Here is a 17,765-nt window from a genome sequence, read left to right as displayed (position 1 = left end):
CATGGGCACAAATCAACTCGACCCGGTTTCGGTGGCCATCGCCCTGGCCGGCGTGCTGTTCGGCCCGGCGCTGGCCGGCGTCATCGGTCCCTACGCGGTGATCCTCATCAGCTGCACGGTCGGCGCGGGCTGGGCGCTGGGCAGGCGCGACCCTGCGGCGCGCCTGTCGGCCGCGTGGTACTTCCTGCGGCTCAACGCTACAGCCGTCGTCGTGACGGTGAGCCTGGCCCAGCTTGCGGGCCGGTGGCTGGGCGGTGATGACCACGCCTGGTTGTTGGCGCCGATCGCGCTGGTAGTTGGCGGCGTGGGCGACGACTGGCCCAGCCTGGGCCGCTGGCTTCTGCAGCACGCCGGCCGAATTCTGGAGCGCCGTGCTGGCGGCGATGGAGGTCCGACATGACGTGGCAAGCCCATCAACTGCTGGCCGTGCTGAACCTGATCATTTGTGCCGGCATCGCCTGGGCCTGCATCTGCCGGCTCAACTCCGAGATCTGCCGGCGATTCCGTGCGGCGCGCGCCAAGTACTCGCTGCTGCTGGCCGGCGCCTTGGGCAGCGGCATGGAGCCGGCGCTTTTTGGCTCTTGGCCGACAGTCGGCAGCACGCTGCTTTCCGCCTGCGTGCTGGCTGGGCTGGCGATCAATGTGGTGCGCTGGTATGGCCAGACCCACCCGATGCGAAGAAAGGAAGACGCATGAAAAACGAACTGACCAAACAGCTGCGCCGTGATGAGGGCGAGGTCCTGAGCGCCTACACAGACCACCTGGGCTATTTGACGATCGGCGTGGGCCGCTTGATCGACAAGCGCAAGGGCGGCGGCATCACGGCCGAGGAATCGGCCTACCTGCTGAGCAACGACATCGACAAGCGCCAGGCCGAGTTGCTGCGCCGCGCGCCGTGGATGGCCCAGCTCGATCCGGCGCGCTTCGGCGTCATGCTGAACATGGCATTCCAGATGGGTGTCGACGGGCTGCTGGGCTTCAAGAACACGCTGGCCATGGTGAAGTCGGGCGACTACGCGGGCGCGGCAGCCGGCATGCTGCACAGCAAGTGGGCCACGCAGACGCCGGCGCGCGCGCAGCGCCTGTCCGTGCAGATGCGGTCGGGGGCGTGGCAATGATCGGCCAAATCAAAGCCTACGCCTGGCAGCTCCTGGCAGTGCTACTGCTGATCAGCCTGGCGGCCAATGGCGTGCTGGGCTGGGCCTACCTGGGCCAGCGCGATGCAACGGCGGCCGCGCGCACCGCGATAGCTGGCGTGGAGCGAGAGCGCGACGGCGCGCGCGGCGCGGCCCAGGCCTGCAGCGATGGCGTGGAGGGGTTGGAGAGTGCGGCGGCGCACCGGCAGGCCCAGGCCGAGCCCGCGCGCGCTGCGGCTGCAAAGCAGGCCCAGGCGCTGAACCAGCGTGCCGACTACACGCTATCCACGGCGCCGGCCGTGCCCGGCGATGCATGCGCGAGCGCCCAGGCCCTGGGGTCGGCTTGGCTGAAGGGGAGGGCCAAGCCATGAAGCGCGCCCCATTGGTTGACATACCCCAAAAAATGCAAGATCGGGCGGTTGACAAATCGCGGATCTCGCAAGGTTCGCTGCTTCTGGCCGCGCTGGCCTTGGCCGGCTGCGCAGCCGCGCCGCGCGTTGAGATCCAGGCCGTCAAGGTGCCCGTGCCAGTGGAGTGCCGAGAGGCAACCCCCGACCGCCCGAGCATGCCGACCGAGGCTCTGGCCGAAGACGCGGATCCGTTCGATCTGCTGCGCGCGTCCCTTGCCGAGATCGACCGGCGCGAGGGCTACGAAGTGAAGTTGGTCGCAGCGCTGGAGAACTGCAAGCGCCGGCTTGGCGCAGCGTATACACCATCACAATCCAAGCTCTGATCCCCGGAGCCATCCTTGCAGCGCGGCCATGGTGACCCACGCGCGCTGCGAGCGCACACATACAATAGGAGCACGTGTAACCCTGTAGATGTTGGCGCCTTAAAAGCGCTGCGCACTATCCGGATAGCAGGCTCATGCGCTTGGCGCATTGGCTCCGCCTCACGGCGCTCCGGGCGTCTGTGGCGGCAGATTCCTTGGATTGACGCAGCATTCCCGGGCCCCTCGACCACTATAGGTTAATCGTGAACGCCAAACTTCATTGCATGCTGTATCACAGTCAGCTTGCACCTGATGCGCCTCTAAGCTGCATCACGGACATCATCAAAACAGCACGCAGTTTCAACGCTGTCCATGGCATAACAGGAATTCTTGTCTTTGATGGCCACCGGTTTTTGCAGCACCTTGAAGGCCCGCCGCAAGTTTTAACCGACCTGATTGTGCGCATCGCTCGCGATGTGCGGCACGTGGATTTCACACTCCAGTACCAAGGAGCTTTCACAGGCGAGCGACGTTTTCGCAATTGGTCGATGGCTTATGTGCACGTTGAGGACGGGGAGCCGCTTGCGGTGCTTGCGCCGCTGCGGGGTCAAGCGGCAATGACTCATTTCGCTGAGCTGTTGCCGACCTTGGACATAGCCTAAATCCTCCGCCGAGCAACACGGCAAGCACGAATCAGCTCGCGCCATGACAAGGGGTTGAAGGATTGTGCGAAATGGTGTGCACTTGCCCCATGTGCAATAGATACGTCTCCCCCACGGAAGCCGACATCGAAAGGTTTTGGCATATAGGCCGCGCGAACCAGCCGCGGTGGTGGCGCGAGCAGCCTGTGGAGATATTCCCCCGGGCGCAAGGCCCGTTCATCCGGCGCGCGTTTGACGACCCAGGCTATAGCCGCGAGGGTGCTGCAGGTCGTTGGGGTCTGGTGGCGGGCGAATGGAGTCTGAAATACGCTACGAATAATGCGCGCAGCGAAGAACTTGCCAACAAGGCCAGCTTCAAGGGGCCCTGGGCAAAGGGACAGCGCTGCATCATCCCCGCTGTCACATTCGATGAGCCCAATTGGGAGTCGGGGCGTAATCAATGGTGGAGGTTTGCCCGGGCTGATGGCGATCTGTGGGGGCTGGCCGGACTTTGGAACCGTTGGGCCGATCCGAAAACCGGCGAGATTGTCGAGTCGTACACAATGCTGACGATCAATGCCGACGCCCATCCCTTGATGAGGCGCATGCATAAGCCCGACCCGAAGTTGCCGGCAGACCAGCAAGATAAGCGCAGCGTTATCGCGATCGAGCGCCAAGACGTGGATCAATGGCTTGCGGGCACCGTTGCCGAGGCATCTGAACTGCTGCGTCTTGCGCCCGTTGAGACGTTTGATGTGGCGCCTTTGATGGCCCCGTGAAACGTCAAAATATTCCTAGCAGAGTGCGTACCGCTGAAATGTGTTGAGTCGGATCGCTCCTTAAAGACAGGCCTGCGCGGCGCATGTCATCCGCAAAGTCTTCAATATGCTTGGTGGTGCGCTGCTCAATTGGGCGCGCATACCACTCAGCGCTGATTTCGCGTTCTTTCTCGGCCAAACGGTTGGTTGGTTTTTTCGTCATCGGATACTCCTAGCACCCTGGATCGGGCAGTTGGAGTTTCGTGTCACGACGCCGCAGCCGGGAAGCTAAAACGGTGCAGGCGACCGCACAACCTCTACCGGGCCCGGCCCATAGTAGATGCACCGGCAGCGCGCGTCGCGCACTGTGAAGCGCCCCGGGAACACTTCGAAAACGGTGTAGTCGGCAGGCAGCCCGGGGAGTATGTGCTCCAGGGGCCAGTCGTAATGCGGATTCGGGGTGCGCAGGAGGGTGGGGTAGGTGTGGATCACTGCGGTTTTCCCGGGAGCACCCACCATGACTGATGAGCGCCTGGAGCGATCGTATGCTTGGACTCGACCCCCACAAGTCGCATTCCGCCTCCATCGATGGCTCGAAGCCAGCAGTGGTCAAGTTGATAGACACAGGTGTCATCGAAAGCTTCCGGGCCATGCAACATGAAGGCTTGGGGAAAGGGCGCGCGTGCCCCGGGGGTCTTGGAGCGCATTCGCAGCCATCCGTACATTGGGCTCGTTCTGACCTCGTGATCAGGACGTCGCTTGCCTTCGCGATAGAGAACATAGACTGTGCACCACATGCCAATACTGTACGTGCATACAGTATTCCCGTGTCAAGCGAAAAGTGCAGCGGTGGTTGCATGCATCCGGCAGAGTGTTGCAAATGCTTACGATTTTTGAGGCGGGGGTGTTCAGATGCGGACGGCGGTTCAATTGAGCCGCACGGAATTGAATAGGCCAGGTTGCCTGGGATGATGCGGGGTAGCGCAGAAGTTACCGGCTAAATCACACCGAAATCACACCGATGCCCGCAAACCCGCATGGATGCTGGGCCGCGCGCGGGTTCAATTCCCGCCAGCTTCACCACCACAAACAACGCCACACAATGGAATCCCCACTGTGTGGCGTTTTTCTTTGCCCGTCAGAATGCTTGTCATTGCCCTGAAGTTCACGCCGGAATCACATCGGCGCCTTTCATCGCGCCGGCCACAAGGCTGCCTTGGGCTTATGGCCGTCCTTGCTTGGGTTTCCTGTAGAGCATCGTCTAGATCGGCTTAGGCATTCATAAGAACGCATGACTGAGATACAGCAGAAACGCATGAGCGCTCCGCTGCGCGCGGTATTGGGGCAAAAAACAGATCAGGCGCCATCTGACCACATCGGTAGTTGATCTGCCACCTGTTGGAAACACTGCAGAAGAATTGCGCGATTCTCCGGGCGGCGATTGACAAACAGCGGACTGGGATGAGGGGCGGAAAAGACTTGTACTGCAGGCAGCAGCTGGGCTATGGGCCGGCTCGCGGTGGCTGCCTTTTTGCCCAGCAAGACAATCGTATGTAGTGCTGGCAACAACGCCGCGAGTTCAATGAGCGACGGCGCGGCAGCGCCTAGATCGCGGGAGTTGGCGGGGCGAATTTTTTTGCCAGAGCCTGTGTACCACGGTACGACGTTCCAGAGCACGGTTCTGCGCCGTTCTATGCCTGCTTCCTTGGACAGCAAAAAGACGTTTTTCGCCGTTTCGTCCGGGTTGTCGCGAGAAATGAATTCGGAGGCTACGGCCTTGGCGCCGGGTGCCTCCAAAAGGAAAAGGCAGTCAGCCCTGGTTCCGCCGTCAAGGGGATCGAAATAGGGAATGCCATACTCGGCGCCCATTTGGGTTCGCAATGCCCTCACGAAGTCGGTGAGCGGTGCGACATGGCAAGCGTCTATGGCTGCCAGGCGTTGCGCGCGGGCTGCGGGACAGCGCAGAGATTTGGGTTCATCCATGCGTCAATTGTGATGAACAGAATGGGAGAAAAAGCCTGGATTTCGCTGAACAGCGCGGCAGCGCCCAATGCGAGCCGGCTGGACCATCATTGAAGCGGGCTGGGCTTGATTCCAGCTGTGGAAAACCGCGTGTCGCGTTTGTGCGTCGCTTCACTCTACGGTTCGCGTGTCCATCCACGCCGCCACTTCAATGATGGCCCAGGTTTTTTCTGCGCAGCCGCAGCATCCTGAAACTGAGCTTGATTGCCAAGTTCCGGACTGTGCATGCCTGGTTATTTGCAGTAGGCTGTGATTTTATACAGTATTTTTGGATAGCGCAAGGGATTGTTGGGCGATGTGCGAGCCCATGTCGCCAAGCGCGACTTTCAGAGCGCGCGCCAACGATCAAGCCGGCTGTTGGTGGCTATGAGTCTTGGAGAATTGAGCCAAGCGCTGGGCGGAGTCAGCGCTGATGCCATTGCGTTTGATACGATCTCTGCAACCCATGGAGTGCATATGCCCAGAATCATGACCATTCTTGCCGTCATTGGCATCCTGGCTGCGGCGTTTGTTGCCTGGCGGTACGGGGTGTTCTGACGGTGCGGGACTATGCATCGGTGGCAGCAAGCCGCTGCTGATACGGCGCAAGCCATGGCGAAGGCCGTTCGGGCGCCACCAGATGGCGGCTGATGGGTGCTGGCTGCGTGCGCTGGGCGGAAACGGATTAGGTGGGCGGCTGGTAAGCGAGGTCAGGCATCTGCAAAGGTGATGCGAAGTCAGTTTTCAGCACTGCAGTTGTGGCGGGGAGCGCGCCTCAAAAAGTGCGTCGTGCCCGCACTTCGGCGCGTTTGAACTCAAATCAGCTGCAGGATCTGAGTCTTGGTGGCGATGGCCGCCGCGAAGCCGAACGTCATGAACGAGACCCACAGCAGCAGATAAAACAGGATTTTCATGGCTGGAAGCATCGAGTTTTGGGGGCGTGCCGCTCAGGCACGCGGGTTGATGAAATGGCCGTTATTTGCTGGTCAGCGAAATGATCTGTCGGACCTCACGGCTGCGATAGGTGAGCTCGCTGCCGGTGTAGGTTTCGCGCGCTCGCCAGCTCAGGCGGTCCGGCACCCCATCGGGGTAGGAAATACGCGTATCGGTCTGGGCCTTGGCCCATTCCAAAGGAGCAGGTTGCGGCAACGATCGGGGAGAAGCTGGTTTGTGGCTCATAACGGCTTTCATGACTGGCATGTGACCAGTGCGAACCATTCTTGCTCCTTGAGCGAGAAGCTCTCGTAGGTCAACATCTCGTTACACCGCCATCCTCGCCATGACGGAATGCGGAAACTGCAACAGATGGCTCTTGTGTGTCATGCGGATCGCTTCGGTTCAATTTATTCCATGAAAAAAGCCCGCTGGCGCTGGCCAGCGGGCTTGCAATGCACGGTTTGGGGCGGGGCAGGGATGCTTGGCCTGGGTCAAGGCGTGCTGCCCGCGTCGCGCGCATGACTGCGCACGCATTTCAGCATCAGCTGGGCACTGGCCGTCCAGTCAATGTAGCGTTGCTGCATGTCCCTCTGGAAAAAATTTACCTGAAGATAAAAACCACTTTTCCCTGACGACGGAGCACAGCCCGATGAACAGCAGAAACAATATCAAATCAAACGAGACATTCATTGCGAACAAGTGCTTTGCGAGGTCTCTGTAGCCTTCGCCAAAAAACGAAATATATAATTGCGACAAAGCAAACAAAGACAGGAATATTATCATTCTTGCATATTTTTTCTTGTGAAAAAAAGCTGAGAATATAAATATCAAAAGTATCAAAACCGGTTTCTTATCAAGGAAAACCTGATCCTTGGTGTTTTTTATTTTTGCAAAAATATCGTCTTTGTCCATGACAATCTTCTCACTGTAAAAGACATGAAAATAGTTCTCGCGCACCTGCTTGTTGATCCCTTCATCAAAAAGAAGTGAAATGAAATTCACAGGATTTTTAAGAAAATATGTGATTACACTTTTGTGTGAAGCATTTGAATTTCTTTTGAGGCATTCGCCTTCGGTGAGTGCCCTGATTGCTCCTTGATCTATATCAAATTTGTGGCCCCAGGCATCAACTCCTACACATTCCAGATCGGCTTTTTTATCTATTTCCTTGCCGTTCATTTTCTGGTATTGATAGATGCCGAAATATTCCGAGTGATATTTATTCAAATTTACCGCTTCGGAGGATGAGAAAGCGGTGTATATGGCAACGATTTGAACAAGTACCAGGAGAATCGTCTTTCTCTGAATATTTTCTCGGCAGAAAAGCGCGTAGAAAAACCACGCGAATAGCGGTAGATAGAAGAATTGGCTCTTGGCCGTGGCAATGACCAATATGGAAAACAAGGAAAGGTAGAAACCCTTCAGTGTTCCATTCAAATACCCTATCAAGATCATCGGCAAAAATATCAAGACCAATTGCTCTTGATAATAGGAAGAGAAAATCCCAAAATTTGCTGAGGACAGCAATGGGATTGAGGCTGCGATGAAAATTGCCAGATTCAATAAATTCTTTTCTTTGAAGTAAAAAGAATAAATTTTAAACAGCAAGACAATGTACGAGATTTTTAGAATGGACGCAAAAATCTGAACATTGAATATCTCGGAGAAAAATCTCGTGAGCCAGACGGCTGCATACACCAGTAATGTGTAAGAGCTGACATAGGAAAAATTGGAAAAATGATCCTTTATCTCGAGACGAGAGAAGTTATTTCTTTGGGTGCCGATGTCATAATTCAGGATTCCGGATATCACTCGGGGGTAATCGCCCGTATCTGTGTAGTGATAGCCGCTTGTCTTGAAAACGATAAAAAACAGGAAGGCAAGAAATCCAATGAAGAACAACCTCTTATTGGATAGGAAAATTTTGCAGAATGATTCTTTCATGAGTTCCGGGCGATGTCGTTAGTTCTCTGATTGAAAAACATCGGCAATGATGTATCGGGGCCTTTTTTTCGACTCCATATATATTCTTCCGACATATTCGCCCAAAACTCCAATGCCTATCAGTTGAACGCCGCCGAGAAACAGCAGGGACACCATGATGGAAGAGTATCCCGAAACGGCGTTTCCAAAAAGCAGCTTGTCAATCACAATGGCTATTGCATAGAGAAAAGAGAGCAATGAAATTATCAAACCCATGTAAGTCCATATCTTGAGCGGAACCGTGGAAAACGAGGTGATTCCTTCCACGGCCAAATTCCATAGTTTCCATGCATTGAATTTGGTATCGCCTATCACTCGTTTTTCCCTGGCGTATTCCACAATATCCGTCTTGAAGCCCACCCAGCTCAATATTCCTTTCATGAAGAGCTGGGTTTCTTCCAGTTTGATGATTTCATTCACCACTTTCCGGCTCATCAATCGAAAATCGCCAACATTGCTTTCGATTTTTGGCTTGGAGATTTTATTGTGTACCCAGTAAAACGCTTCTGCGGTTCTGCGCTTCATCCAGCTATCCGAGACGCGATCGACTCTCTTGGCCAGAACCACTTCTGCACCACCGAGATGCTTTTCGATGAGCCGAGGAATGACTTCAATGGGATCTTGCAGATCGACATCTATGGGGATCACTACATCGCCCCGGGCATGCTGAAGCCCGGCAAAAAGCGCTGGCTCCTTGCCAAAATTCCGCGAGAAACTGATCAGTTTGATGTTTGATTCATATGTCAAAATATCTTTCACCACCTGCACAGTATTATCTGTGCTTCCGTCATTGACGAAGATGATTTCCATATCGTACGCGCCAAGTTCCTTGTTGTTTTTGATGGCATCGTGAAAGATTGGAACAGCATCTTCTTCATTGAAGACAGGCACTACCAGTGAAATCAACATTACATATCCCGTTCTTTAAAAAGAAATTTTGAAAATAAAAATCCTATGCCTAGGCTTAATAAACAATGCAATATGAAGGTGAAAATAGGAAGGATTTGCAGGTTGTCGCAGAAATACCCTACAAAATAACTAAGTCCACCCATGAATCCCAAAAACGAAAAATATTTCCATTTTTTAGGACTTGCTTTGAATGTGAATTTTGCGTTGACAAAAAAGGAGAAAGTTGCTGCAACAAAAAAAGCAAGTAAATTGGCCAGCGATTGACTGAGAAATAATATCCCCAGGAAGAAAACGATGGCATGAACCAATGTATTGGCAACACCGACGATCAGGTACTTAACAAACAAATATTTCTCATGCATATTTTTACGCCACCAATGCCTGCGCGTCCTTGAGGTAGGGCTTGCTGCGGTCTTGGTCTGCAAGAATGCCATTCACTTCAAGTTCATTCCCGCATCGGTGCCCATTGCCTTGCAATTTCAAGGCGCGGTGGGTCCGGCGGGGGAGGAGGATACGGAGCTCGTGGATGATCTTCCGCATCTCCGTCAGAGCAGGTAGTAGATCATGGCTGGGCCATGGTCTGGTCATAGTTGCCTGCAGACTACCAAATTGGCGGGATGCGGACGCAGTTTCGGGCAAGGATTATGTGTGTGGCAGGTCATGGTTCAGCCTAGCCCTTGCGTGGAGGTGCGATGCGGGGAGTGCAAACCGGTCCTGATGATGCCGCGCGGCCGGCCAGGCCACTATGGTGCTGTTGTCGCCGGTGTCCGACGCGGCCGGTCCATTGGCTGCATTGCGTTGAGGCCGCGCAGGATTTGGCAGATTGCCCGCGCAGGTGGGATTATCCAAGGCCAACCCAGTCCTGGATTCTCTATGCAAGGCGATGTACCCGCTGTCCCCACGAGGGTGCGTGCCGATCTGGCGCCAGGGCCGGGTGGATCCGATGGCACGGCAAGGCAACGATGTCTCAAGGTTTGCGTCAGTTGCTCCAAACCGACCGGCAGTACGCAGATGCAGAAAGCCCCGCATCCGCCGGTCTGGCGATTGCGGGGCTATGGGAAGCGTCTACGGGAACAGGCATTCGCGCCGCCTTACGGGGCGCAGCGCGGTGGGGCTGGATGACAGTGTGCTTGATGGCGACGCCGCCAGCACGCTGCTGCAGTCCAAAGAGCCCGCTCAGCATTCAATGGAATGCTCACATGCTGACACCGCTCTCGGACAGCCGGCCATTCACGGTATGCGCCGCGAAAGGGGTGCCCATCAGTTCGGCGCGACGCGCACCAGCATCAGATCCGCCGTCTGGCCCGCGCCGCGCGTCAGCACGGGATAGGCGGTATCGCTGACGAACACCGGATCCTTGCCGTTCGTGATGCGTGCGCGCACGGTGTATTGCGCCGACGAATTGATCTTGCCGGGGTCGACGGGCAGCAGGAATTTGAACGGCGGCAGCAAGCCCTCGATCTTGACGATTTGCTGGGACACCACCTGGGCGGCGGTATCGGCGCGTGAACTGTCCTGAAGTTCGACCAGCAGCACCGCCTGGGATGGCAACTGCGAGCGCTCGCGCAGATCGACGGTCCCTGTAATGGCTTTGACCGGGCCGACCGCGGGCTGTTGAGGCTGCGCACAGGCTGCAAGCAGCGCGGCGGAGATCACGGCAGCAAAGAGGGTGCGGCGTTGGGCTTTGGTGGAAATCATTGGGATCCTTGTTTCATTCGACAAGGCCCCAGTCTCACGGTTGCGGGACATGGCCGGTTGTAGGACGAAGCTTGGTCAGCACGGGGGGTAATGTCCCCAACTCATACCGCATGTCCAAAGAGCCTGTCGATGCCGCCGCGCAAATGCAGCGCCATCGCCCGGCGCGCGGCATCCGCATCGCCGCGTTCGATGGCCAACTCCACGGCCGCGTGCTCATGGCACACACCGTCCCGGCTTTCGCCCTGCGGCCGGCCCGCCAGGCTGCGCGAGAGGCCTATGCTGAAGCGCGTCTGCGGCGCCAGCGCCGTCATCGTCATGCTGAAGAAGCGATTGCCGCAGGCCTGGGCAACGGCGTCGTGGAAAGCTACGTCTTCTTCGATCGCATCGCTGCCTTGCGCCAGCGCCTGATCGAATCGCTCCCGGCAACGCCGGATATGGTGCATTTCTTCTGCCGATCGCTGGCGCGCGGCCTGGGCTGCCGCCTCGCCTTCGATGAACAGGCGGAATTCGAGGAAGTCGCGGATGTCGGCGATGTTCTTCAGGGTGTCGACCGAGACCGGGCGCGCCTGCGGCATGGCATCGGTGACGAAAGTACCTGAACCCTTGCGCGCGTAGATGCGGCCTTCGTCGCGCAAACGCGCCAGCGCTTGCCTCAGCACAGGACGCGACACCCCCAGGCGCTGCGACAGCGCGGTCTCGCCGGGCATGCGCGCACGCGGCTCGAAACCCGGCGTGCCCAGCAACTGCAGCAGATCTTCATAGATCTTGTCGCCCAACAGTCGCTCGCTGTAGGTGTCGGTGCCTTGCGCGGAATGAATGGGTATGGGCATGTGACAGCTATTTACAGGGTTTGCGGGTGAAGACGCCGTGGATTTTCCAAACAAGAATGCGTCACCCGATTCTTCTGCCGCAGTTTAGCGTCAAAGTTATAAAAAGCTGTAAATCATGTCAAATATACGCTGCCTTCGCACCTACCGCGTGCCCGACCGCCCCAGCTTGATCTGGCTGGAACTGGAGACGAACGACGGACTGATCGGACTGGGCGAAACCTTCCGCGGCGCAGTGTCGGTGGAAACCTGCCTGCATGAAGAGCTCGCACCCTGGCTGCTGGGCCGCGATGCGCGGCAGATAGAAGGCATCTCGCGCCATCTGCTGTCGCCTTATGTGGGCTACAACAGCTCGGGCGTGGAGGTGCGCGCGGCCAGCGCCGTCGACATCGCGCTGTGGGATCTGGCCGGGCAACGTCAGGGCATTCCCATTCATGAGGCGTTGGGCGGAGCCGCGCGCCCCAGTGTTCCGGTCTACAACACCTGCGCCGGCTACAGCTTCAACACCAGCGGCAAGCGCCGCGACATAGGCGCGGACGACGCGTCCCAAGGCCCCTACGACGATCAGGTGGCCTTCATGCGCGACGCGGGCGCGCTGGCGCGCAGCCTGCTCGATGAAGGCTACAAGGCCATGAAGATCTGGCCGTTCGACATCTATGCGCCCGCCAGCCAGGGTCAGCTCATCAGCCTGCCCGATCTGGAAAAGGGACTGGAGCCTTTCAGAAAGATCCGCGACGCCGTGGGCAATCGCATCGAGGTGATGTGCGAATTGCACAGCCTGTTCGGCAATCACTCGGCACTGCGCATCTGCCAGGCATTGGAGGAGTACCAGGTGTTCTGGGTCGAGGACCCGCTGTGCAAGATGGACGACGCCGCGAGCCTGTCCGATCTGCGCCGCCGCACGCGCGTGCAGATCTGCGGCAGCGAGACCTTGGGCGGGCTGCGGCCGTTTCGCGACCTGCTGGCCGCGGATGCGCTCGATGTGGTGATGCTGGACCTGGCCTGGTGCGGCGGATTCACCGAAGGCCGCAAGATCGCGGCGCTGGCCCAGGCCTACAACCGGCCGCTGGCGCCGCATGACTGCACCGGCCCCGTGACCCTGATGGCCGGCCTGCAGATGGCCTTGCATGCCCCCACGGCCATCTACCAGGAAGTGGTGCGCGCCACGCTGGCCACCTGGTACCGCGACATCGTCACGGATCTGCCCGTGATCCAGGCCGGCATGGCCTTGCCGACGACGAAGTCCGGGCTGGGCACGCGCCTGGCCGACAGCTTCAAGCAGCGCGCCGATCTCGTCGTGCGCGAGACCCGCTGATCGCAACTTTCATTTTTCAGAGAACTGCCATGCATATCAAGATTGTCGGGCTGCACGCGCCCAACGCCCCGCGCCTGCGCGCGCTGCTGGGCGCCGCGCACGAAGTCGAGGCCCTCGATGCCTTCCCGAACGAGGGTCCCATACGCGCCGATGTGGTCATCAGCAACAGCGTCAGCGCCGGCGAGGCCGCGCGTATCGAGTGCCGGCTGCTGCAGGTGCCGGGTGCCGGCGCGGAGCAGATCGCCTGCGAAGACCTGCCAGCGGCGACCACGGTCAGCAATGTCCACGGCCATGAGGTGCCGATCGCCGAATTCACCCTTCACGCGGTGCTGGAGCATTTTCTGCAGTTGTGGCAATACCCGGCGCGGCTCGATGCCCAGGCCTGGGCGGATGCCTATGCCAGCCGCGCCCAGCACGACGAGGCCTACGGCAAGACGCTGGCCATCGTGGGCTTCGGGCATATCGGCCAGGAGATCGCGCGGCGCGCCAAGGCGCTGGGCATGCATGTCGTGGCTGTGACGCGCAGCGGCAAGCCGACTTCCCCGGAGCTGGCCGATGAGTTTGTCGCAGTCTCCGGGTTGCAAGCCGTGCTGCCGCGCGCCCGCGCGCTGGTGCTGTGCTGTCCTCTGGATGAAAGCACCCGCGGCCTGATAGGCGCACACGAACTGGCCTTGCTGGCGCCGCAGTCCCTGCTGGTCAACGTGGCGCGGGCAGAAGTGGTGCAGGAGCAGGCGCTGTACGAAGCCCTGCGCGACCGACGGCTGGGCAGGGCGGTGCTGGACGTCTGGTACCAGTATCCCCGGAAAGGGCAGCCGCCCGTGCCGCCCTCGCGCTGGCCCTTGCATGAGCTACCCAACGTGCGCGCCACGCCCCATATCTCGGCGATGACGCCGGCCCTGCTGGAGCGGCGCTACGAGTTCATGGCCGGCAACATCCTGCGCCTGCACGCAGGCCGGCCGCTGCGCAACGTGATTCGCTCGCCGCAATAAGAACGGCGCGCATCACGCTTCAATCGATTCGATAGACAGGAGACAAAAAATGCACCCTTCGCGCACTTTCCCCGTCCCGGCCCGCGGCAAATCCAGACGCACCGTGCTGGGCCTGAGCACCGCTGTTTTGCTCGGTGCCATGGCAGCGCCGGCCTTTTCCCAGGAGCCCGCGGCCAGCTATCCCAGCAAGCCCATACGCATCGTCGTGCCCAACCCGCCGGGCGGCACCTCCGACATCTTGGCGCGGTCGCTGGCCAAGGAGCTGGGCGAGATGTTCAAGCAGAACATCATTGTCGAGAACAAGGCGGGCGGCAACAGCCACATCGGCGCCTCGTATGTGGCCAAGTCGGCGCCCGATGGCTACAACCTGCTGCTGCTCGATCTGAGCGTGCTGACCATTGGCCCCAGCGTGGTGCCCAAGCTCAGCTACAGCCCGCAAAAGGAATTGACGCCGATCGCGATCCCGGCGTATTCACCGCATCTGTTGGTGGTGCGCAATGACCTGCCGGCAAAGAATCTCGATGAGTTGACGGCCTATGCAAAGAAGAGCGGCACGCCGCTGAGCTTTGGCACGCCATTGGCTTCGATCAGCCAGCTTGCGGGCATCATGATTGCCCAGGACCGGGGCTTTGAATTCAATGTGATCGGCTACAAGGGCGGAGCGCAGGCGATGGCCGATCTGGCCGGCGGCCAGATCGACAGCGCCATCGCCAGCGTGGTGGCGACCAAGGCCCTGGTGCAGGGCGGCAAGATCAAGGCCATCGCGGTCACCAGCGCCAGCCCGTTTGCCGCCACGCCAGGCGTGCCCACGGTGGCCTCGCAGATTCCCGACTTCGTGACGGGTTCCTGGCAGGGCCTGCTGGCGCCGGCCAACACCCCGGCACCGATATTGGACAAGTTGCAGGATGCAATCCAGCGCATCGTGGCCAGGCCCGAGTTCGCCAAGCATCTGCAGGAGCTGGGTTCCGAGCCCTCGGCGATGACGCGCCAGCAGATCACGCAGTGGCTGCGCTCCGAAACCCAGCTGTGGGGCAAGGTGGTCAAGGACAACAATATCAAGGCGGATTGAGGGAGCGTGGGAGCAGAGCACCTGCGCCGCACTGGCCATGCAGGGCTGCGGTAAGATAGCCCTCGCTCCGGGGTGCACGCCAGTGCTGAGATCTACACCCGAGAACTTGACCCGGGTCATTCCGGCGGAAGAAGAGCTTGCTGCCTGACGTGGCCGCGCATTGTTGATGGTTGCGCGCACGGGCGAGGGGCCTTCGGAGCATTCGTTTCACGCTCTCGAAGGATTTCCATGGACAAGGCCGCTTCGCTGGTCGCAGACCTGCTTGCATTCATCGCGCTCGATGGCTGCACCGACGACCAGTTCGATCAACTCGCGCTGCGCCTGTTCGCCTACCAGTACGAATCGAATGCGCCGTTTCGCAGCTTCTGCCAGCGCCGCGGCGCGACGCTGCGCAATGTGAAGACCTGGAGCGACATTCCGGCCGTGCCCATCGATGCGTTCAAGGCCATGGAGCTGCGCAGCGCGCCGCCTTCACCCGACGAGCGGGTCTTCATGACCAGCGGCACCACGGGGCGCGCGGCGCGCGGGCGGCATTTCCATCCCCAGCTCGCGGTGTACGATCTGTCGATGGCGCGCAACTTCGGCCAGCGCTTCATGCAGGGCCAGGCCCGCCTGCCCATGGGCATTCTGTTTCCCGACGAGCAGGCCATGCCCAACTCGTCGCTGGCCCACTACCTCGCGCTGGCCAAGTCCGAATTCGGCACGCCGGACAGCCGCTACTATCTGACGCCCCAAGGCCTGGACATGCCGGGCCTGTGCGCCGCGCTGGAGGCGTCAGAGCGCAGCGGGCTGCCTTATGCGCTGCTGGGCGCGAGCTTCAGCCTGGTGCATGTGATGGACGCCTTGCGCGCCCAGGGCCGCAGCTTTCGCCTGCCCGCGGGCAGCCGCATTCTCGACACCGGCGGCTACAAGGGCCAGTCGCGCGAGCTGCCGCTGGAAGACTTCTATGCCGATCTGTCGGCGTTGTTCGGCGTGCCGCGCACGCAGTGCATCAACATGTATGGCATGACCGAGCTGAGCACGCAGTTCTACGACAACGGCAATGCCACGCTGCCTTCGGTCAAGTCGGGGCAGCACTGGATTCGCTCGCGCCTGGTCGAGCCCGTGACCGGGCGCAGCGTCGCGCCCGGCGAGCGCGGCATTCTGGTGCATTGCGATCTGGCGAACTACAACGCGGTCACGACCATACTGACGGAAGACGTAGGGCTGTGGGCCGAAGGCGGCTTCCTGCTGCTGGGGCGCGCAGAAGGCGCTGCGGCCAAGGGCTGTTCGCTGGCGGTGGACGAGTTCGTCAAGGCCGCGACGGCATGACCATCGCGCGCATCACCGCGGGCTATCTGCCCGGCCTGCGCGACGCCGAAGTGCAGTGGCATGTGCTGGCGTTCGCGCAGGGCAGCCAGCGGCTCGAAGTCGCGGTGCCGGTGCTGACGGCCGCGCAGATGCAGGCGCTGGGCGAACGCGTGCGCGCGGCCGCAGACCGGCATCTGCGAGCCATGCCTGTGGCCGAAATCATCGACGCGATAGACCGCGCGATCGCGCGCCTGCTGGACCGCGATGATCCTTTTCGGCGCGAGGCGCAAGCTTGGCTGCCCGTGGTCAGCGGCTATGACGCGGACATGGTACGGCTGGGCCTCACGGGGTTCTTCAAGACATTCCGCGCCGCGCAGCTGCGCCGCTTCGTGGCCGAAGACTTCGCCAACCCGGGCGTGCTCGACGGCTTCGAGCCCGCGCCCAAGGGCGGGGCGGTGCGCGCTTTCGGGCCCGACTTGCTGGTGCACAGCTGGGCCGGCAATGTGCCCGCGCTGTCGCTGTGGAGCCTGGTCTGCGGTCTGCTGGTCAAGGCGCCGAGCATAGGCAAGCTGGCCAGCGCCGAGCCGCTGTTTGCGGGCTGGTTCGCGCGGCTGCTGGCCGAAGTGCATCCGCCGCTGGCCGACTGCCTGGCCGTGGTCTGGTGGAGCGGCGCGGGTGGCGCGACCGGATTGGGCGCCGAAGGCGCGGCCGCGCTTTATGCCCAGGCCGACACGGTGCTGGCGTACGGCGGCAATGCGTCGCTCGATGCGCTGCGCCGGCGCCTGCCCGTGACCACGCGCTTTCTGCCCCATGGCCACAAGCTGGGCTTTGGCCTGGTCGGCGTGCAGGCGCTCGATGCGCTCAAGGCGCCGGCCGTGGCCCGGCTCGCGGCCTGGGATGTGATGCGCTACGACCAGCAGGGCTGCTATTCGCCGCATGTGTTCTATGTGGAGCGCGGCGCGCCGGTGTCGCCGCGCGCGTTTGCCGACTATCTCGCGGCCGAGCTTGCCAATCTGCAGCGGCGCTTTGCGCGCCGGCCGCTGGAGCTTGAAGAGGGCGCGGCCATTGCCAAATGGCAGCAGACCGTGGAATGGCGCGCGCCGGCTGATGAGGGCGAAGACCTGCTGATAGGCCCGGCCGACGCGCCCTGGAGCGTGGCGTACAGCGACAGCCTGCAGCCGCTGGCGCCTACGGCGCTGTACCGCACGATAGCCTTGGTCGGCGTCGATACGCTCGATGCCGTCGTGCCCGTGGTCGCGGCGCAGCGCGAATTCCTGCAGACCGCGGGCATCGCCGCCGAGCCCGAAACGCTGTACCGGCTCGCGGGCCTGCTGGGCGCGGCCGGGGTCACGCGCATCAGCGCCATAGGCGCGATGAGCATGCCCGAGGCCGGCTGGCACCACGACGGACGCTTCAACCTGCTGGACCTGGTGCGCATGACCGAGATCGAGCAGTCGGCGGAGATCGCGGCCCAGCCGTTTGCGCCCTATGCGGATTGACC

General features: G+C 60.3%; 20 protein-coding genes. 12 read left to right on the top strand and 8 right to left on the bottom strand.

Annotated features, from left to right (window positions below; translation table 11 throughout):
• The first annotated feature begins 1 nt into the window (after nucleotide 1).
• The 7 genes from ACSVDO_RS12885 to ACSVDO_RS12855 all read left to right on the top strand — a co-directional run bounded on the left by ACSVDO_RS12885 (nucleotide 2) and on the right by ACSVDO_RS12855 (nucleotide 3,268).
• Nucleotides 2-400, top strand: a complete 399-nt coding sequence (locus tag ACSVDO_RS12885) for a hypothetical protein (RefSeq protein ID WP_489592566.1) — start codon at nucleotides 2-4, stop codon at nucleotides 398-400.
• Nucleotides 397-696 carry a hypothetical protein gene (locus ACSVDO_RS12880; RefSeq protein ID WP_489592564.1) on the top strand — a complete coding sequence of 100 codons (300 nt, stop codon included), beginning with the start codon at nucleotides 397-399 and terminating at the stop codon, nucleotides 694-696. Before ACSVDO_RS12885 ends, ACSVDO_RS12880 begins: the two co-directional genes overlap by 4 nt.
• Nucleotides 693-1,118, top strand: coding sequence for a glycoside hydrolase family protein (locus tag ACSVDO_RS12875; protein ID WP_489592562.1), 426 nt, complete (start codon nucleotides 693-695; stop codon nucleotides 1,116-1,118). The genes ACSVDO_RS12880 and ACSVDO_RS12875 overlap by 4 nt, the downstream gene beginning before the upstream one ends.
• Entirely contained in the window at nucleotides 1,115-1,507 is a 393-nt protein-coding gene (locus ACSVDO_RS12870) for a hypothetical protein (protein ID WP_489592560.1), read from the top strand. Before ACSVDO_RS12875 ends, ACSVDO_RS12870 begins: the two co-directional genes overlap by 4 nt.
• Nucleotides 1,508-1,539: 32 nt before the next feature.
• Entirely contained in the window at nucleotides 1,540-1,869 is a 330-nt protein-coding gene (locus ACSVDO_RS12865; RefSeq protein ID WP_489596400.1) for a hypothetical protein, read from the top strand.
• A gap of 242 nt (nucleotides 1,870-2,111) precedes the next feature.
• Nucleotides 2,112-2,510, top strand: coding sequence for a BLUF domain-containing protein (locus ACSVDO_RS12860; protein ID WP_489592558.1), 399 nt, complete (start codon nucleotides 2,112-2,114; stop codon nucleotides 2,508-2,510).
• A gap of 89 nt (nucleotides 2,511-2,599) precedes the next feature.
• Nucleotides 2,600-3,268, top strand: coding sequence for an SOS response-associated peptidase (locus tag ACSVDO_RS12855; RefSeq protein ID WP_489592557.1), 669 nt, complete (start codon nucleotides 2,600-2,602; stop codon nucleotides 3,266-3,268).
• A gap of 4 nt (nucleotides 3,269-3,272) precedes the next feature.
• Here ACSVDO_RS12855 and ACSVDO_RS12850 read toward each other — a convergent pair whose 3' ends face one another.
• From ACSVDO_RS12850 to ACSVDO_RS12815, 8 genes are all read right to left on the bottom strand, one after another.
• Nucleotides 3,273-3,470: a hypothetical protein gene (locus ACSVDO_RS12850; protein ID WP_489592555.1), complete on the bottom strand. Its 198-nt coding sequence runs from the start codon at nucleotides 3,468-3,470 to the stop codon at nucleotides 3,273-3,275.
• A gap of 1,133 nt (nucleotides 3,471-4,603) precedes the next feature.
• Nucleotides 4,604-5,230, bottom strand: coding sequence for a uracil-DNA glycosylase (locus tag ACSVDO_RS12845; protein WP_489592553.1), 627 nt, complete (start codon nucleotides 5,228-5,230; stop codon nucleotides 4,604-4,606).
• A 993-nt stretch (nucleotides 5,231-6,223) separates the two neighbouring features.
• Nucleotides 6,224-6,427: a hypothetical protein gene (locus ACSVDO_RS12840; RefSeq protein ID WP_332538560.1), complete on the bottom strand. Its 204-nt coding sequence runs from the start codon at nucleotides 6,425-6,427 to the stop codon at nucleotides 6,224-6,226.
• Nucleotides 6,428-6,748: 321 nt separating this feature from the next.
• Entirely contained in the window at nucleotides 6,749-8,128 is a 1,380-nt protein-coding gene (gene wsfD, locus ACSVDO_RS12835; RefSeq protein WP_489592551.1) for a glycan biosynthesis hexose transferase WsfD, read from the bottom strand.
• A gap of 18 nt (nucleotides 8,129-8,146) precedes the next feature.
• Nucleotides 8,147-9,076, bottom strand: a complete 930-nt coding sequence (locus ACSVDO_RS12830) for a glycosyltransferase family 2 protein (RefSeq protein WP_332538562.1) — start codon at nucleotides 9,074-9,076, stop codon at nucleotides 8,147-8,149.
• Nucleotides 9,076-9,501, bottom strand: a complete 426-nt coding sequence (locus tag ACSVDO_RS12825; RefSeq protein WP_489592548.1) for a GtrA family protein — start codon at nucleotides 9,499-9,501, stop codon at nucleotides 9,076-9,078. The genes ACSVDO_RS12830 and ACSVDO_RS12825 overlap by 1 nt, the downstream gene beginning before the upstream one ends.
• An 835-nt stretch (nucleotides 9,502-10,336) precedes the next feature.
• Nucleotides 10,337-10,774, bottom strand: coding sequence for a YbaY family lipoprotein (locus ACSVDO_RS12820; protein WP_489592546.1), 438 nt, complete (start codon nucleotides 10,772-10,774; stop codon nucleotides 10,337-10,339).
• A gap of 101 nt (nucleotides 10,775-10,875) precedes the next feature.
• A complete protein-coding gene (locus tag ACSVDO_RS12815) occupies nucleotides 10,876-11,604 on the bottom strand; it encodes a FadR/GntR family transcriptional regulator (RefSeq protein WP_489592544.1) in 729 nt (242 codons plus the stop codon).
• Between the two features lie 115 nt (nucleotides 11,605-11,719).
• Between ACSVDO_RS12815 and ACSVDO_RS12810 the strand changes: the two genes are divergently transcribed.
• The 5 genes from ACSVDO_RS12810 (at nucleotide 11,720) to ACSVDO_RS12790 (ending at nucleotide 17,763) form a co-directional block, all read left to right on the top strand.
• The gene (locus ACSVDO_RS12810; protein ID WP_489592542.1) at nucleotides 11,720-12,916 is read left to right on the top strand and encodes a mandelate racemase/muconate lactonizing enzyme family protein; all 1,197 of its coding nucleotides are present in this window, start codon (nucleotides 11,720-11,722) and stop codon (nucleotides 12,914-12,916) included.
• Nucleotides 12,917-12,945: 29 nt separating this feature from the next.
• Complete coding sequence (locus ACSVDO_RS12805; protein ID WP_489592540.1) at nucleotides 12,946-13,905, top strand: 2-hydroxyacid dehydrogenase; 960 nt, start codon at nucleotides 12,946-12,948, stop codon at nucleotides 13,903-13,905.
• A gap of 49 nt (nucleotides 13,906-13,954) precedes the next feature.
• Nucleotides 13,955-14,974: a Bug family tripartite tricarboxylate transporter substrate binding protein gene (locus ACSVDO_RS12800; RefSeq protein ID WP_489592538.1), complete on the top strand. Its 1,020-nt coding sequence runs from the start codon at nucleotides 13,955-13,957 to the stop codon at nucleotides 14,972-14,974.
• A 228-nt stretch (nucleotides 14,975-15,202) separates the two neighbouring features.
• Nucleotides 15,203-16,285: a LuxE/PaaK family acyltransferase gene (locus tag ACSVDO_RS12795; protein WP_489592536.1), complete on the top strand. Its 1,083-nt coding sequence runs from the start codon at nucleotides 15,203-15,205 to the stop codon at nucleotides 16,283-16,285.
• Nucleotides 16,282-17,763, top strand: a complete 1,482-nt coding sequence (locus tag ACSVDO_RS12790; protein ID WP_489592533.1) for an acyl-CoA reductase — start codon at nucleotides 16,282-16,284, stop codon at nucleotides 17,761-17,763. The genes ACSVDO_RS12795 and ACSVDO_RS12790 overlap by 4 nt, the downstream gene beginning before the upstream one ends.
• Nucleotides 17,764-17,765 lie beyond the last annotated feature (2 nt).

The sequence above is a fragment of the Comamonas sp. DB36 genome, from assembly GCF_057914905.1.
This window is presented reverse-complemented; position numbering and strand designations above follow the sequence as displayed.

Coding starts and splice junctions, on each gene's coding strand:
- ACSVDO_RS12885 (WP_489592566.1), top strand. CDS start 2: ATGGGCACAAATCAACTCGACCCGGTTTCGGTGGCCATCGCCCTGGCC.
- ACSVDO_RS12880 (WP_489592564.1), top strand. CDS start 397: ATGACGTGGCAAGCCCATCAACTGCTGGCCGTGCTGAACCTGATCATT.
- ACSVDO_RS12875 (WP_489592562.1), top strand. CDS start 693: ATGAAAAACGAACTGACCAAACAGCTGCGCCGTGATGAGGGCGAGGTC.
- ACSVDO_RS12870 (WP_489592560.1), top strand. CDS start 1,115: ATGATCGGCCAAATCAAAGCCTACGCCTGGCAGCTCCTGGCAGTGCTA.
- ACSVDO_RS12865 (WP_489596400.1), top strand. CDS start 1,540: ATGCAAGATCGGGCGGTTGACAAATCGCGGATCTCGCAAGGTTCGCTG.
- ACSVDO_RS12855 (WP_489592557.1), top strand. CDS start 2,600: ATGTGCAATAGATACGTCTCCCCCACGGAAGCCGACATCGAAAGGTTT.
- ACSVDO_RS12850 (WP_489592555.1), bottom strand. CDS start 3,470: ATGACGAAAAAACCAACCAACCGTTTGGCCGAGAAAGAACGCGAAATC.
- ACSVDO_RS12845 (WP_489592553.1), bottom strand. CDS start 5,230: ATGGATGAACCCAAATCTCTGCGCTGTCCCGCAGCCCGCGCGCAACGC.
- ACSVDO_RS12840 (WP_332538560.1), bottom strand. CDS start 6,427: ATGAGCCACAAACCAGCTTCTCCCCGATCGTTGCCGCAACCTGCTCCT.
- wsfD (WP_489592551.1), bottom strand. CDS start 8,128: ATGAAAGAATCATTCTGCAAAATTTTCCTATCCAATAAGAGGTTGTTC.
- ACSVDO_RS12830 (WP_332538562.1), bottom strand. CDS start 9,076: ATGTTGATTTCACTGGTAGTGCCTGTCTTCAATGAAGAAGATGCTGTT.
- ACSVDO_RS12820 (WP_489592546.1), bottom strand. CDS start 10,774: ATGATTTCCACCAAAGCCCAACGCCGCACCCTCTTTGCTGCCGTGATC.
- ACSVDO_RS12815 (WP_489592544.1), bottom strand. CDS start 11,604: ATGCCCATACCCATTCATTCCGCGCAAGGCACCGACACCTACAGCGAG.
- ACSVDO_RS12810 (WP_489592542.1), top strand. CDS start 11,720: ATGTCAAATATACGCTGCCTTCGCACCTACCGCGTGCCCGACCGCCCC.
- ACSVDO_RS12805 (WP_489592540.1), top strand. CDS start 12,946: ATGCATATCAAGATTGTCGGGCTGCACGCGCCCAACGCCCCGCGCCTG.
- ACSVDO_RS12800 (WP_489592538.1), top strand. CDS start 13,955: ATGCACCCTTCGCGCACTTTCCCCGTCCCGGCCCGCGGCAAATCCAGA.
- ACSVDO_RS12795 (WP_489592536.1), top strand. CDS start 15,203: ATGGACAAGGCCGCTTCGCTGGTCGCAGACCTGCTTGCATTCATCGCG.
- ACSVDO_RS12790 (WP_489592533.1), top strand. CDS start 16,282: ATGACCATCGCGCGCATCACCGCGGGCTATCTGCCCGGCCTGCGCGAC.